We start from the raw sequence: 12,996 nt of genomic DNA, 5'->3' as shown, positions 1-12,996 counted from the left end.
ATGCGGGTGCATCTGTGTGTTGTGGGCCGGCTGCGGGCCGGTCCTGAACGCGAACTTATCGACGATTATCTGACGCGGTTTGACCGTACCGGACGGGCCCTGGGGCTTGGCCCCGCACGGGTGGTTGAGGTCGAGGACAAGAAAGGCGGCGGACCGGATGCCGAGGCGGCTCTGTTGCGCCGGGCCCTGCCCGATGGCGCGGCCATCTGGATGCTGGATGAACGGGGCCGGGTGATGACTTCGCCCGAATTTGCAACCGCAATGGGCGATCTGCGCGATCAGGGTCGGGGCGATCTGGCCTTTGTGATTGGCGGCGCGGATGGCTTGACCCCGTCATTTCGGGCAGAGGCCGGTCGCGCAGTCTCATTCGGGCCGATGGTCTGGCCGCATATGCTGGCGCGTGTGATGTTGGCCGAACAGCTCTACCGCGCGGCCTCTATTCTGGCGCAAAGCCCCTATCACCGGGTGTGATCCTTGCCTGTGCCGACGGGCTTGCGTAGAACGCAGGCCATGAGCAATCCGAAACCTGTCGTTCTGTGTATTCTTGATGGCTGGGGGATAAACCCGGCGATCGAAGGGAATGCCCCTGCGCAAGCCGCCACGCCGCATTTTGACCGGCTGATGGCAGACTGCCCCCATGCAGAACTGACCACCCATGGCCATGATGTGGGCCTGCCTGCGGGGCAGATGGGCAATTCCGAGGTTGGCCATACCAATATCGGCGCAGGCCGGGTTGTGGCAATGGATCTGGGGATGATTGATCTGGCCATTGAAGATGGCAGTTTCTTTCAGAATGCTGCCCTTCTGGCCTTCATTGACGCGCTGAAAACCTCAGGCGGGGTGGCGCATCTGATGGGGGTTGTGTCTGACGGAGGCGTGCATGGGCATCTGAGCCATATCCTGGCCGCCATACAGGCGGTGACCGATGCAGGCGTGCCAGTTGTGATCCATGCAATCACCGACGGGCGCGATGTGGCCCCTAAATCCGCCGACGGGTTCATTGCCGCGTTAGAGGCTGACCTGCCCGAAGGGGCGCGGATCGGCACGGTGATTGGCCGCTATTTCGCGATGGACCGCGATACAAGATGGGATCGTGTGGCGCAGGCCTATGCCGCGATGATCGGCGGCAAGGGGGCCCATGCGGACAGCGCGGCGGCGGCGGTTGCGGCGGGATATGCGACCGGCAAGACCGATGAGTTCATCCCGGCCACGGTGATTGGCGATTTCGCCGGTCTGACCGATGGTGACGGGTTCTTCTGCCTGAATTTCCGGGCCGACCGCGCGCGCGAGATACTCAGTGCAATCGGCGACCCGGGGTTTGACGGGTTCGACACCGGGCCACGGCCCGAACTGGCAGGGCTGTTGGGGATGGTGGATTATTCCGACACCCATACCGGGTTCATGACCACCGCCTACCCGAAACAGAAACTGGTCAACACACTCGGCGCCTGGGTGGCCAGACACGGGTTGCGGCAGTTCCGGCTGGCCGAGACCGAGAAATACCCCCATGTGACGTTTTTCCTCAATGGCGGCAAAGAGGTGCCGGAGGCGGGGGAGGATCGGTTCATGCCGAAATCCCCCGATGTGGCGACCTATGATCTGCAACCCGAGATGTCAGCGCCCGAGGTCAGTGACAGCTTCGTGGAGGCGATTGAAGCAGGGTATGATCTGATCGTGGTGAATTATGCCAATCCCGATATGGTTGGCCATACCGGCGATCTGGAGGCCGCGAAAAAGGCCTGTGAGGCCGTGGATACCGGGCTGGGGCGGGCTCTGGCAGCGCTGGAGGTTGCCGGAGGCGCGATGATTGTCACCGCCGATCACGGCAATTGCGAGGTGATGATTGACCCGGAAACCGGCGGCCCCCATACGGCGCATACGCTGAACCCGGTGCCGATGATCCTGGTGGGCGGGCCGGAAGACGCGCAAATGCAAAACGGGCGGCTGGCCGATCTGGCGCCCACCCTGCTTGCGCTGATGGGTCTTGATCTGCCGCCCGAGATGACCGGAAAGAGCCTGATCATATGAGCCGAATGGTCCGTCTGGTGCTGATCGGTCTTCTGGTCTGGCCCTTCTCCGCCTGGCCCGATACCGACCCGGCATTGACCGCGCAGAATGCGGCCCGGATGCTGGATGCGGCCGCCACCTCTCTGGTTGAGGCCGATGGCGCCCGCGACCGGGTCGAGGCCTTGACCGAAACCGTGCGCGCCTATGAGGAAGGCTTGCTGGCGCTGCGCGAAGGGATTCGCCGCGCCGCGCTCAGGGAACAGACCATTCTGGTGGTGTTCGAGGCCGAAAGGGACCGGCTGGCGCGTCTTCTGGCCGTGCTGCAAACCATTGAACGCGCCCCGGCGCCCTTGTTGATGCTGCACCCTTCCGGCCCGCTTGGCACCGCCCGTTCTGGCATGATCGTGTCGGATGTCAGCCCGGCCATCGCCGGTGAAGCCGCGCGGTTGCAGGGGCAGCTAGAGGAAATCAGCCTGATGCGCACCTTGCAGGACAATGCGCTGGCACAGTTGCGCGATGGGCTGAACGGCGCGCAGGAGGCCCGCGCGCAACTGTCCCAGGCCATCGCCGACCGCCGGGTTCTGCCGGAACGGTTTGAGCTGAACACCGATGCCATGCTGCAACTGATGGAAAGCGTCGATTCGCTGGACAGTTTTGCCGAAAGCCTGCGCGAACAGCCCGCCGGGACGGATTTAAGCGGATTTGACCTGCCGCAATTCGCCGAAGCCCGGGGCGCATTGCCCCTGCCGGTTCTGGGGCGGGTTTTGCATGGATTTAATGAACAGGATGCCGCCGGCATCGCCCGGCCCGGTCTGGTTCTGGCAACCCAGCCCCAGGCCATCGTCACCGCGCCCTGGCCCGCAACTGTCCGATATGCCGGGCCTTTGCTGGATTACGGCACGGTCGTGATCATAGAACCCGATGGCGATTACCTGCTGGTTCTGGCAGGTCTGGCAGATGTTTTTGTCCGCGCGGGCGAGGTGTTGCCACCCCAGGGCCCGATCGGGTTGATGGGCGGCGCGCCAGAGGCCAGCGAGAGCGTTATTATCACAAATGCGCAAGGTGGTGGCGGAGATTTGTCAGAAACGCTTTATATAGAACTCAGAGAAGCAAATGTGCCCGTGGACCCAAACGTGTGGTTCATCACTGAATAAGAGATGAGGATAAGGCTCAGATGAAAAGATTTGTCATGGCGGCTCTTGGCGGAACGGCGGCAAGTGTCTTGCTGACCACACAAATCGCCGGCCCACTGATTGCACAGGAAAATGACCGCAATGCCTCGGTCTATGAACAGCTTGACCTGTTTGGCGACATCTTCGAACGGATCCGCGCGAATTATGTGGAAGAGGTGGACGAGGCCGACCTGATCGAGGCCGCCATCAACGGTATGCTGACCTCGCTTGATCCGCATTCCAGCTATCTGCCACCACGCGATTACGACACGATGCAGGTGCAGACCCGGGGCGAATTCGGTGGTCTGGGCATCGAAGTGACCATGGAAGAGGGGTTTGTGCGCGTCATTACGCCGATGGATGACACCCCCGCGATGGAGGCCGGTGTCGAAGCGGGCGATTTCATCACCCATGTGGATGGCGAGGCGCTGCTGGGCCTGACCCTGGAACAGGCGGTTGATCTGATGCGCGGGCCGGTCGGCTCGGAAATCGTGATCACCCTGGTGCGCGAAGAGGTGGATGAACCCTTTGACGTCACTATTGTGCGGGACCGTATTCGCCTGACCGCCGTACGGGCGCGGCTGGAAGGCACGACCGCAATTCTGCGCGTCTCAACCTTCAACGATCAGACCTATCCGAACCTGCGCGAGGGGCTGGACGAGTTGATTGCCGAGATTGGCGGGCTGGACAACCTTGATGGTGTGGTTCTGGACCTGCGCAACAATCCCGGCGGGCTGCTGACCCAGGCGATCCGGGTGTCGGATGCGTTTCTGGAACAGGGCGAGATCGTCTCGACCCGGGGGCGTGACCCGGAAGAGGGTGAACGCTATAACGCCACCCCCGGCGACCTGATCGAAGGTCGCCCGGTGGTGGTGCTGATCAATGGCGGCTCGGCCTCGGCCTCGGAAATCGTTGCAGGGGCGCTGCAGGACCATCGCCGCGCGGTGGTTGTGGGCACCAACAGCTTCGGCAAAGGCTCTGTCCAGACGGTGATGCCGTTGCAGGGCGAAGGCGCGATGCGGCTGACAACCTCGCTGTACTACACACCCTCGGGCCGGTCGATTCAGGCCCTGGGCGTGGCGCCGGATATTCTGGTGGAACAGCGTGAAAGCGTCGAGTTGGAGGACGGCCGGCCAGAGCGGACCGAGGCCAGCCTGCGCGGATCGTTGCAGAACTCCACCCTGACCGAGGATGAACTGCGCCAGCTGGAAGAGGAACAGGCCGTTGCCGAAGCCACTGCCGCGCTGCGCAATGAGGATTATCAACTGGCCTATGCCATCGACATCCTGACCGGTCTGAATGCGCTGGCCCCCGGCGCGCAGTAACGGGTCGTGACGCCCGAACAGATCGCCGCATTGCCCTACAGGCCCTGCGTCGGCGTTGTTTTGCTCAACGCCGACGGTCTGGTGTTTGCGGGCCAGCGGGCAGATATGGCAACACCGGCCTGGCAGATGCCCCAGGGCGGTGTGGACAAGGGCGAAAAGCCCGAAACAGCGGCCTATCGGGAGCTTCTGGAAGAAACCGGGGTGGATGCCGGTCACGTAACCCTGATCGGCCAGACCGCCGACTGGCTGTATTATGATTTGCCGGCGGAGGTTGTGCCAAACCGCTGGGGGGGGAAATATCGCGGCCAGAAACAGATGTGGTTTCTGATGCGATTGGAGGCAGAGGATCGGGTGATCGACCTGTGCCACAAGGATGTGGAATTTTCCGACTGGCGCTGGATATCCGCCGCCGAATTACTGGATGTGATCGTGCCCTTCAAACGGGGCATCTATACCCAAGTGCTAAAGGAGTTTGCCCTGTGCTGAAACGCCTGTGTCTGACCGCCATTCTGGCCCTGACCCCGATCACCCCGGCGCTGGCCCAGACCTGCCAGCCGCCAGATGTCACCGACAGTTTCAACACCGCCGGGGCGCGGGAAGAAACATTCGTGATGGTGGTGGGGGAACTGGTCCGTACCGGGCCCGAAACCCTGTTGCCCGATGAGGAGCAGACCGCGTCAGAGGGTGACCCTGCCTCTTACACGTTTCCCGGGCAATTCCTGGGCCGTGTCGCCTCGGCCAACGGGTTTGTGGATGAGGTTGATGTGTCCGTGACGGTCGATGTCACCTGCACCGCGGACGGGTGCGGGGCACCACCGCTGGAAACATATGCGCTGTTCTTTTTGCGCCGTGATGCCACCCGTCTGGTGTTCGAGGCCAATCCCTGTGATCCGTTTTCCTATGAAAACCCGACCGAAGAGGAATTGCTGGAGGTTATAGGCTGCGCCCTTGGGGAGGCCTGCGGACCCGCAGAATAAAGCGTAAATCTTGGATAGAGCGTCGGCTCAAAATTCTGCACCACACATATTACGCAGAGGGCATCTCCCGCGCCCCGTGGGGGCGGCTCAGACGCTGCCCGGCGGTGCCGCTGGGCGGGAGGGTGATGTGGGGGTGGTTCAGAGTTTCAATCCGATACTAAAGCACCCTGCCTGAAACTTGAATCACAAATGCCCTGCCACGCTTCGCGTTCTCGGGACATTTGTGATGAGCGATGTCTCAGGTTTAAGGCAGGGTGCTCTATAAGCGTCGGAATTCTCCAGAATTCCATGTGGAAAACTGGAGTTTTCCACCCCGTCGCTGACGGTGTATTTGCATCTGACGCTCCTGTTCTACACCGCCCCGGAACCTCAGCCATGACGTATCGCCACTATCCCCAAGAGCACCGAAGGGGTGGCAGGTTTAAGACGGGGTGCTTGCAGGTATTCGCAAAGATGCTGCGGGCTCAGAGATCATATGTCCGGCGCTGCTGAACCACCGCTTTCATCACCCGGATCAGTTCCTGGCTGATCCCCGGCTCTGACAGGGCGTGACCTGCGGTCTTGATCATCTGCAATCGGCCGCTCTTCCACCCCTGGGCCAGCAGAGTGGCCGACATCGGCGGGCAGATCATGTCATAGCGGCCCTGCACGATGGTGCCGGGGATATGGGCAATACGGTCAAGATCGCGCAGGATCTGGCCGTCTTCCTCCAGAAAGCCGCGATTCATGAAATAGTGGTTTTCCAGCCGGGCAAAGGCGCGGGCATAATCCGCCGGGCTTTCGCCGCCAGCACCATCGCTTTCCATCGAGGCCAGCGCGTTTTCCCAGGAGGCCCAGGCGCGCGCAAACCGGGTTTCGACCATCAGATCGCCCGAGAACAGCCGCCGGTGATAGGCCGCAATCAGATCATCCTGTTCCGCATCAGGCACCAGCGATGTGAATTTCGCCCATTGTTCCGGCCAGAACTGCCCCGCGCCCCCGCCATAGAACCACTGCAACTCCCGCTCGGTCGACAGGAACACACCGCGCAGCGCCAGATAGGCCACGGATTGCGGATGGGTCTCGGCATAGATCAGCGCCAGGGTCGCCCCCCAGGAACCGCCAAAAACCGCCCAGCGATCAATGCCAAGACTGGTGCGGATACGCTCGATATCCCCGACCAGATGCCAGGTTGTGTTGGCATGGATTGCCGCATGGGGCCGCGACCGGCCGCAACCGCGCTGATCAAACAGGATGATCCGCCAGTCTTCGGGGTTGAAATACCGCCGCATCGCCGGGCTGCACCCGCCGCCGGGGCCGCCATGCAGCACAACCACCGGGGCGCCCTTCGGATTGCCGCATTGCTCTACATAGACGTGATGGCCATCGCCCACATCCAGCATCCGCTGATCATAGGGGTCTGTTGGCGGAAACAGATATGCGGCTGCGCGCTTTTGGCCAGAGAATTTGTCCATACCGATCCTATATAGACTTATGTGACGGGTCCGACATGGGCTCCAGAGTGACAAGATCGGGAAGGGATGTCCATGAACAGCGCCACGCAAACCGTGGATGCCGGTGAGATCGCCAAATTCGAGGCAATGGCCGCCGAATGGTGGGACCCGCACGGCAAATTCAAGCCGCTGCATATGCTGAACCCGACACGGCTGGATTACATCACCTCACAAATCGCCGCGGAGTTCGGGCGGGACCTGAAAACCGATATGCCGTTTGACGGGTTGCGCATTCTCGATATCGGCTGTGGTGGCGGGCTTCTGTCAGAGCCCATGGCGCGGTTGGGCGCCGATGTGGTGGGCGCCGATGCGGCCGAGCGGAACATTCCCGTGGCACAACTCCATGCGGAGCAATCGGGGCTTCAGATCGATTATCGCTTTACCACCGCCGAGACGCTGGCCGAAGCGGGGGAAGAGTTCGATGTGGTGCTGAACATGGAGGTGGTCGAACATGTGGCCGATCCGCAAGGGTTTCTGACCGCCTGCCAGACCCTGCTGAAACCCGGCGGGCTGATGATCTGCTCGACCCTCAACCGGACCCCCAAAAGCTTTGCCATGGCGATTGTGGGCGCGGAATATGTGATGCGCTGGCTGCCCAAAGGGACCCATGACTGGCAGAAATTCATCACGCCCGATGAGCTGTTCACGCTGATCCGGGGGGCGGGTCTGACACCGGTGGACCGCAAAGGGTTTGTGTTCACCCCGATCACATGGGCATGGCGCCTGTCAGACCGGGATTTGAGCGTGAATTACGTGACCGCAAGTACAAAAGCGGACTAGCGGGGGCCTGAGGTCCGCACCTGACCACAACTGTCTGTGGACCATAAGAGTATAGATTTTAAGAATATGCATGCCGGTTCAAACCTCTCCTGAGCAACCGAAAAGGCCCAGATGAGGTCAGCTTTTTCATATCAATTGATTTATTTGATACTGGAGCAGTCGCGGCGGCTCAGCAAAACAGAGCCGCACATCATCACGTTCTCAGCTGGTTCGGATGTCAGGCAGTTTGCTCAAAGTGAATTGGGTTCTGCACTCTGATCGTGACCTATTCATTTCTTGGACTATTCCCAATAGTTTGCCTCATTGCCCTCCAATGTCAGGAGTGCAGTATGTCAGATCAGTTTTGGCTCAGTGAAGATCAGTTGACGCGGATTTCCGGGTTCTTTGCGTTGCCGCACGGGGTGCCCCGGGGTGATGACCATAAGGTGATCAGCGGCATCATCCATGTCATCCGCAACGGGTTGCGCTGGCGGGATACGCCTTCCGTCTAGCCGAGAGGAATACCTTTGGGCATCTGTCATATCGTGTTGCGACGCGGCGCCAGTCCTTTATAGCGTTTCGACTTTACATTGAAGCAGTGCAACGGCTTTCGCGTTTGAGCCAAAGGCGAAAGACAGCGAAAGGCGTTTCAACATAAAGTCGAAACGCACTAGGGTCTGTTGAGATTCACATTCAAGATCAGCAGTTTGCTGACCTGGAAGCAGAGAATTTTGATCAGATTAAACGATTTCTGCTTTAAGCCACAAGCTGGGTGCCCGATTTCCCCGTGATCCGCGCGGTGATGATCTGGCTTTCGGGCTGGTCACGGGCAAAAGCAACCTCGGTGAACTGCTCTGTCCGGCCCATATGCGGGGATTCCATCAGGATCTGATGGATCTGGCCGATCTGCGCGTCCAGATGGGTTTGCACACGCGCGGCCCCGGCATCGCGCAGGCGGGCAGCGCGGGTTTTGATGTCAGGCCCCTGAACCTGCGGCATCCGCGCAGCGGGGGTGCCCGGGCGCGGCGAATAGGGGAAGACATGGAGCCAGGTCAGATGGCAGGCCTCGACCAGGCTCAGCGCATTTTCGAACTGCGCTTCGGTCTCGGTCGGGAAGCCCGCGATGATATCGGCACCATAGGTCATATCCGGGCGCAGGCGGCGCGCCTCTTCGCAGAACCGGATCGCATCATCGCGCAGATGGCGGCGTTTCATCCGTTTCAGGATCAGATCATCACCGTGTTGCAGGCTCAGATGCAGATGCGGCATCAGCCTTGGTTCCGTGGCGATGGCCATCATCAGATTGTCATCCACCTCGATCGAGTCAATTGAACTGATCCTGAGGCGCGGCAGATCCGGCACCAGTTTCAGGATGCGCATGACAAGATCGCCCAGCTTTGGTGTCGCCGGCAGATCAGCCCCCCAGGAGGTCAGATCGACCCCGGTCAGCACCACCTCGTTATAGCCGCGATCCACCAGGCGTTTGATCTGCTCCACCACCACACCCGCAGGGACCGACCGGGAATTGCCCCGCCCATAGGGGATGATGCAGAAGGTGCAGCGGTGATCGCAGCCGTTTTGCACCTGCACATAGGCGCGGGACCGGCTGCCAAACCCGTCAATCAGATGCCCGGCGGTCTCTGTCACCGACATGATGTCATCAACCTGCACCTTTTCGGTGGCGCCGATGAAATTCGCACCCGCAAGATTGCGCCAGGTCTGTGCCGCCATCTTTTCGGTATTGCCGATGACCCGGTCGACCTCCTCCATCGCGGCGAAGGTCTGCGGTTCGGTCTGCGCGGCACAACCGGTGACAACCAGCATTGCGTCCGGGTTTTCGCGGCGCAGTTTGCGGATTTCCTGACGCGCCTTGCGCACGGCTTCGGCGGTCACGGCGCAGGTGTTGACGACAACCGTATCGCCCAGACCGGCACTGGCCGACAATTCCCGCATCGCCTCGGTCTCATAGGCGTTCAGACGGCAGCCAAGGGTGTGAAAGACGGGCGCGCGACGATCCATTTTCAGAGCGCCTCAAGAAACTCAGGGGTCAGCGTGCCCGAGAAGACATGCGCCGTGGGGCCGGTCATCCACACCCCGTCCTCGCGCCAGTCCACCGCGATATCACCCCCGTCCAGGGTCATTGTCACCGCCCGTCCGGTCAGCCCGCGCCGGGCCGCCGCCACCGCCACCGCGCAGGAGGAGGAGCCCGAGGCAAGGGTCACCCCCACCCCCCGTTCCCAGACCCGCATACGCAGATGGTCAGGGCCGATCAGATGGGCGAATTGCACATTGGTGCGCTCAGGGTAAAGCGGGTGATGTTCCATCCCGGCCCCGCGCGCAGCCAGATCCACCGCCTCGGCATCGCTGACAAAGAAGGTGCAATGGGGGTTGCCCATGCCGGTGGCGACCGGGTCCCCCTTTATGGGCAGGTGCAGGCTGTCCATCGCGCTGGCCAGGGGAATATCCTGCCAGTCAAGCTGCGGCAGCCCCATATTGACCGCGGTCAGCCCGTTGCCTGCATCTTTTGCCTGCAACACCCCCCTCTCGGTGCGCAGGGTCAGGGCGCTGACACCTGTCCGGTCCATCTCATAGCGCGCAATGCAGCGGGTCGCGTTGCCACAGGCCGCCGAGAGCGAGCCGTCAGCATTGAAGAATGTCAGGGCAATATCAGCTATGTTGTGCTCAGAGATCACCGCCAACTGGTCGAATCCGACGCCCCTGTGACGATCTGCCAGCCCACAGGCCAGTTCCGCCGTGATCACCACAGGCCTCGCCCGGGCGTCGATCACCACGAAATCATTGCCCAACCCATGCATCTTCATGAAGGGCTGGCCTTTATTTGCAGGCATCTGGTCCATCCGCGCGCATATAGACGCATCCGCACGCATTTGAAATCCCCCACCCGGATTTCCGCTTGACGGCTTGGCCCTGCCTTTCTAGGTAGTCGCTTCGTGTGGGCCCTTAGCTCAGTTGGTAGAGCAACTGACTTTTAATCAGTGGGTCGCAGGTTCGAATCCTGCAGGGCTCACCAATATTTTCAGGTTTTTGTCAGTAGACCATAAGAGTGCAGATTTGGAGCATAAGCTTACTGATCTGCCGGTTTGGTCAATTTTCCACACCAATTTGATACTGAAATCGAGATGACTCGTCGCTTTGGGCTAGCGGAGACAATCTCGGTGGACCGTTGAGTTGGTAAGGCAACGCTTTTTGATAGGATGTACTGTGGGTTCGAATCCTACCACCCCAGCCAGCTTTCCTGTGTATGCCGTCCGGCGTGAATCGTAACTTTTGGCGGATAAGAACGCAACTTCGTGCATTTACTTCAATTTGGTGCCCTTTCGAGTTGTCTAGGATACCTGTTTGCGAGTTTCTGATAATTGTCCCGAACACACCCGATAGTCACTGTGTTCGCAGCAAATGACGACCAAAGCTGATTCCGTGGCAATCGAATGTTGGCCTCCTTGGTAGGCAAACGGCATCCCCAAAACAGCCAGCCGTTTTCAATCCTGAAATTTGTAAACTTCGATGTCCTGGCGTGCCATATAGAATGCCATTGGTACAAATTCGGTATACAAGTCGTGCCCAGCAGTAAGAAGCATTCGATGGGTATTTTTGTGCGAGATACCTCCATGGGGGAGTAAACAACTAGGCAGCGTACTTACAAAGAGCTTCACGTTTCCAGCCTGTTATGATTCATTTCCCGCAAGACAATATGCGGAGCAGTGGAATGGCGCGGTCAGATTTGAGCGATTTGGAGTGGGAGTTCATCAAAGCAGTGCTCCCAAATAACAGCCGAGGGGTTAAGCGTGTCGATGATCGGCGTGTGATCAATGGCATCTTCTATGTCTTGCGCACAGGCATCCCGTGGCGCGATTTGCCCGATCAATACGGCCCCTACACAACGATCTACAACCGTTTCAACCGATGGACTTATGCGGGCATTTGGGATCGGGTAATGGAGGCGGTCGCCGATGCGCACAATATCGACACCGTGATGGTGGATGGCACATCGGTTCGGGTTCACCATTCTGCAGCGACGCTCAAAAAAACGACCCGCGTCGTTGCATGGGCCGGTCGCGGGGTGGGTTAACCACGAAAATACATGCACTTACCAATCAGGACGGGTTGCCGATCCGCTATGAACTGACGCCGGGCCAAGCCCACGATGCACCCCCATGCGAACAGCTTTTGGACGGGCTGCAACCTGGCCAATACGTTCTGGCTGACAAGGCATATGACGCGGATTCGATCCGCAAGATGATCTGGGAACAGGGCGCCATCGACGTCATCCCGTCCAAATCCAACCGCAAACTGCCCGCCGAGTTCGACGTCGATATCTATCGCGAGCGCAACAAGATCGAGCGGTTCTTTGGCCGCCTCAAAGCTTCCTTCCGCCGTATAGCCACCCGATACGAAAAGACATCTGCCAACTTCTTGGCGATGATCAAACTCGCATCCGTCAGGCTATGGTGCCAGTTTTATGAGTCCGCTGCCTAATCCTTCCAACAAAGTTCAACATACCTTCTTGAGCTATGCGGTCGAAGGTTGCCTCCGTGGCTTCAGTGAACTTATGAGCGAGGCTCGCAACCTTATCCTCTCCTCCTCCAGAGATCGCGAACTTGTAGAGCTCTTGACTGAAGTCTCGGTACCCTTTGAAGTCACCACTGAATGCAAGATCTGCAGCTTGTGGTGAATTTAGTACAAAACGGTGTTCTGCCTGTTCGAATAGCTTCGTCAATACGGCAGTCTTAGGGATAACAATGCCAAGATCGCGCCGTTGGGCCTTTTGGAGTTCTCGCCATCGGAACAAGCTATCGGTAACTATAAATGCGCCAGTTATCTGGGCCAGATACAAGGTCATCTCAAAATTCGGTGACATGTTTAGCATCAACAATTGCCCGTTGCCTGTTTCGGACTTGTCCTCATGATCCTTAATTATGGCAAGCGGATCGGCTTCATTTTCCCTAGCAATATGCTCTAGAAGCCTGTCTATTCCAGCGTCGTCGATGTCCGGTATCGCATCTATTATGTTTGACCGCCTGAAGCTTTTGGGCATCGTTCTGATCGACCTGCGCATATCATCCATTTGTGCCCATTTTGAGCGTAGATCGTCATCTATGTTGTGTTCTTCGCCTGCGTTACGCTGCCGTGAAAGTGAGAACATTTGCTCTCTTAAGTGTTGATCAAAAGTACATGGGTCAGGAATAAAATTGATGACACCAGACTCGATAAACGGCATCAATTTGAGCTACCCCCCGAAATT

Annotated in this window: 12 protein-coding genes, 1 tRNA gene and 1 pseudogene; 10 read left to right on the top strand and 4 right to left on the bottom strand. The window is 59.2% G+C overall.

Annotation, left to right across the window (positions count from 1 at the left end; all coding sequences use genetic code 11):
• Genes rlmH through E2K80_RS15370 form a run of 6 tightly spaced genes read left to right on the top strand, consistent with a single transcriptional unit; the run spans position 1 to position 5,481 of the window.
• Positions 1-471, top strand: a complete 471-nt coding sequence (gene rlmH, locus E2K80_RS15395; RefSeq protein ID WP_135375789.1) for a 23S rRNA (pseudouridine(1915)-N(3))-methyltransferase RlmH — start codon at positions 1-3, stop codon at positions 469-471.
• 39 nt (positions 472-510) lie between these two features.
• The gene (gpmI, locus tag E2K80_RS15390) at positions 511-2,028 is read left to right on the top strand and encodes a 2,3-bisphosphoglycerate-independent phosphoglycerate mutase (RefSeq protein ID WP_135375788.1); all 1,518 of its coding nucleotides are present in this window, start codon (positions 511-513) and stop codon (positions 2,026-2,028) included.
• Positions 2,025-3,161: a peptidoglycan DD-metalloendopeptidase family protein gene (locus tag E2K80_RS15385; protein WP_168193219.1), complete on the top strand. Its 1,137-nt coding sequence runs from the start codon at positions 2,025-2,027 to the stop codon at positions 3,159-3,161. The genes gpmI and E2K80_RS15385 overlap by 4 nt, the downstream gene beginning before the upstream one ends.
• A gap of 20 nt (positions 3,162-3,181) precedes the next feature.
• Entirely contained in the window at positions 3,182-4,504 is a 1,323-nt protein-coding gene (locus tag E2K80_RS15380) for a S41 family peptidase (protein ID WP_135375787.1), read from the top strand.
• Positions 4,505-4,510: 6 nt separating this feature from the next.
• On the top strand, positions 4,511-4,990 hold the full coding sequence (locus E2K80_RS15375) for an RNA pyrophosphohydrolase (RefSeq protein ID WP_135375786.1): 480 nt from the start codon (positions 4,511-4,513) through the stop codon (positions 4,988-4,990).
• The gene (locus tag E2K80_RS15370; protein WP_135375785.1) at positions 4,984-5,481 is read left to right on the top strand and encodes a hypothetical protein; all 498 of its coding nucleotides are present in this window, start codon (positions 4,984-4,986) and stop codon (positions 5,479-5,481) included. The genes E2K80_RS15375 and E2K80_RS15370 overlap by 7 nt, the downstream gene beginning before the upstream one ends.
• A gap of 464 nt (positions 5,482-5,945) precedes the next feature.
• Here E2K80_RS15370 and pip read toward each other — a convergent pair whose 3' ends face one another.
• On the bottom strand, positions 5,946-6,935 hold the full coding sequence (pip, locus tag E2K80_RS15365; RefSeq protein ID WP_135375784.1) for a prolyl aminopeptidase: 990 nt from the start codon (positions 6,933-6,935) through the stop codon (positions 5,946-5,948).
• A gap of 72 nt (positions 6,936-7,007) precedes the next feature.
• On the opposite strand from pip, the gene ubiG reads away from it, so the two are divergent.
• Positions 7,008-7,754 carry a bifunctional 2-polyprenyl-6-hydroxyphenol methylase/3-demethylubiquinol 3-O-methyltransferase UbiG gene (gene ubiG, locus E2K80_RS15360; protein ID WP_135375783.1) on the top strand — a complete coding sequence of 249 codons (747 nt, stop codon included), beginning with the start codon at positions 7,008-7,010 and terminating at the stop codon, positions 7,752-7,754.
• A gap of 329 nt (positions 7,755-8,083) precedes the next feature.
• Positions 8,084-8,245, top strand: a complete 162-nt coding sequence (locus E2K80_RS15355; RefSeq protein WP_135375782.1) for a transposase — start codon at positions 8,084-8,086, stop codon at positions 8,243-8,245.
• A 244-nt stretch (positions 8,246-8,489) separates the two neighbouring features.
• On the opposite strand, the gene mtaB is transcribed toward E2K80_RS15355, so the two are convergent.
• Both mtaB and dapF read right to left on the bottom strand, forming a co-directional pair.
• The gene (gene mtaB, locus E2K80_RS15350; RefSeq protein ID WP_135375781.1) at positions 8,490-9,752 is read right to left on the bottom strand and encodes a tRNA (N(6)-L-threonylcarbamoyladenosine(37)-C(2))-methylthiotransferase MtaB; all 1,263 of its coding nucleotides are present in this window, start codon (positions 9,750-9,752) and stop codon (positions 8,490-8,492) included.
• A 2-nt stretch (positions 9,753-9,754) separates the two neighbouring features.
• Positions 9,755-10,591: a diaminopimelate epimerase gene (gene dapF / locus E2K80_RS15345; protein ID WP_135375780.1), complete on the bottom strand. Its 837-nt coding sequence runs from the start codon at positions 10,589-10,591 to the stop codon at positions 9,755-9,757.
• Positions 10,592-10,688: 97 nt separating this feature from the next.
• Here dapF and E2K80_RS15340 point away from each other — a divergent pair.
• Together E2K80_RS15340 and E2K80_RS15335 are read left to right on the top strand one after the other, a co-directional pair.
• A tRNA-Lys gene (locus E2K80_RS15340) sits at positions 10,689-10,764 on the top strand.
• Between the two features lie 657 nt (positions 10,765-11,421).
• Positions 11,422-12,230 (top strand): annotated as a pseudogene (locus E2K80_RS15335) (IS5 family transposase).
• Here E2K80_RS15335 and E2K80_RS15330 read toward each other — a convergent pair.
• On the bottom strand, positions 12,193-12,972 hold the full coding sequence (locus E2K80_RS15330; protein WP_135375779.1) for a hypothetical protein: 780 nt from the start codon (positions 12,970-12,972) through the stop codon (positions 12,193-12,195). The pseudogene E2K80_RS15335 and the gene E2K80_RS15330 overlap by 38 nt on opposite strands.
• Positions 12,973-12,996 lie beyond the last annotated feature (24 nt).

Origin of the sequence: Rhodophyticola sp. CCM32, from assembly GCF_004751985.1 — a bacterium.
Lineage (GTDB): Bacteria > Pseudomonadota > Alphaproteobacteria > Rhodobacterales > Rhodobacteraceae > Rhodophyticola.
Note: the sequence above shows the minus strand (reverse complement) of the source record. Positions and strands in the feature narration are given on the sequence as shown.

Excerpts from the sequence above, each read along its gene's own strand:
- rlmH (WP_135375789.1), top strand. The coding sequence starts at position 1 with ATGCGGGTGCATCTGTGTGTTGTGGGCCGGCTGCGGGCCGGTCCTGAA.
- gpmI (WP_135375788.1), top strand. The coding sequence starts at position 511 with ATGAGCAATCCGAAACCTGTCGTTCTGTGTATTCTTGATGGCTGGGGG.
- E2K80_RS15385 (WP_168193219.1), top strand. The coding sequence starts at position 2,025 with ATGAGCCGAATGGTCCGTCTGGTGCTGATCGGTCTTCTGGTCTGGCCC.
- E2K80_RS15380 (WP_135375787.1), top strand. The coding sequence starts at position 3,182 with ATGAAAAGATTTGTCATGGCGGCTCTTGGCGGAACGGCGGCAAGTGTC.
- pip (WP_135375784.1), bottom strand. The coding sequence starts at position 6,935 with ATGGACAAATTCTCTGGCCAAAAGCGCGCAGCCGCATATCTGTTTCCG.
- ubiG (WP_135375783.1), top strand. The coding sequence starts at position 7,008 with ATGAACAGCGCCACGCAAACCGTGGATGCCGGTGAGATCGCCAAATTC.
- E2K80_RS15355 (WP_135375782.1), top strand. The coding sequence starts at position 8,084 with ATGTCAGATCAGTTTTGGCTCAGTGAAGATCAGTTGACGCGGATTTCC.
- mtaB (WP_135375781.1), bottom strand. The coding sequence starts at position 9,752 with ATGGATCGTCGCGCGCCCGTCTTTCACACCCTTGGCTGCCGTCTGAAC.
- dapF (WP_135375780.1), bottom strand. The coding sequence starts at position 10,591 with ATGGACCAGATGCCTGCAAATAAAGGCCAGCCCTTCATGAAGATGCAT.
- E2K80_RS15330 (WP_135375779.1), bottom strand. The coding sequence starts at position 12,972 with ATGCCGTTTATCGAGTCTGGTGTCATCAATTTTATTCCTGACCCATGT.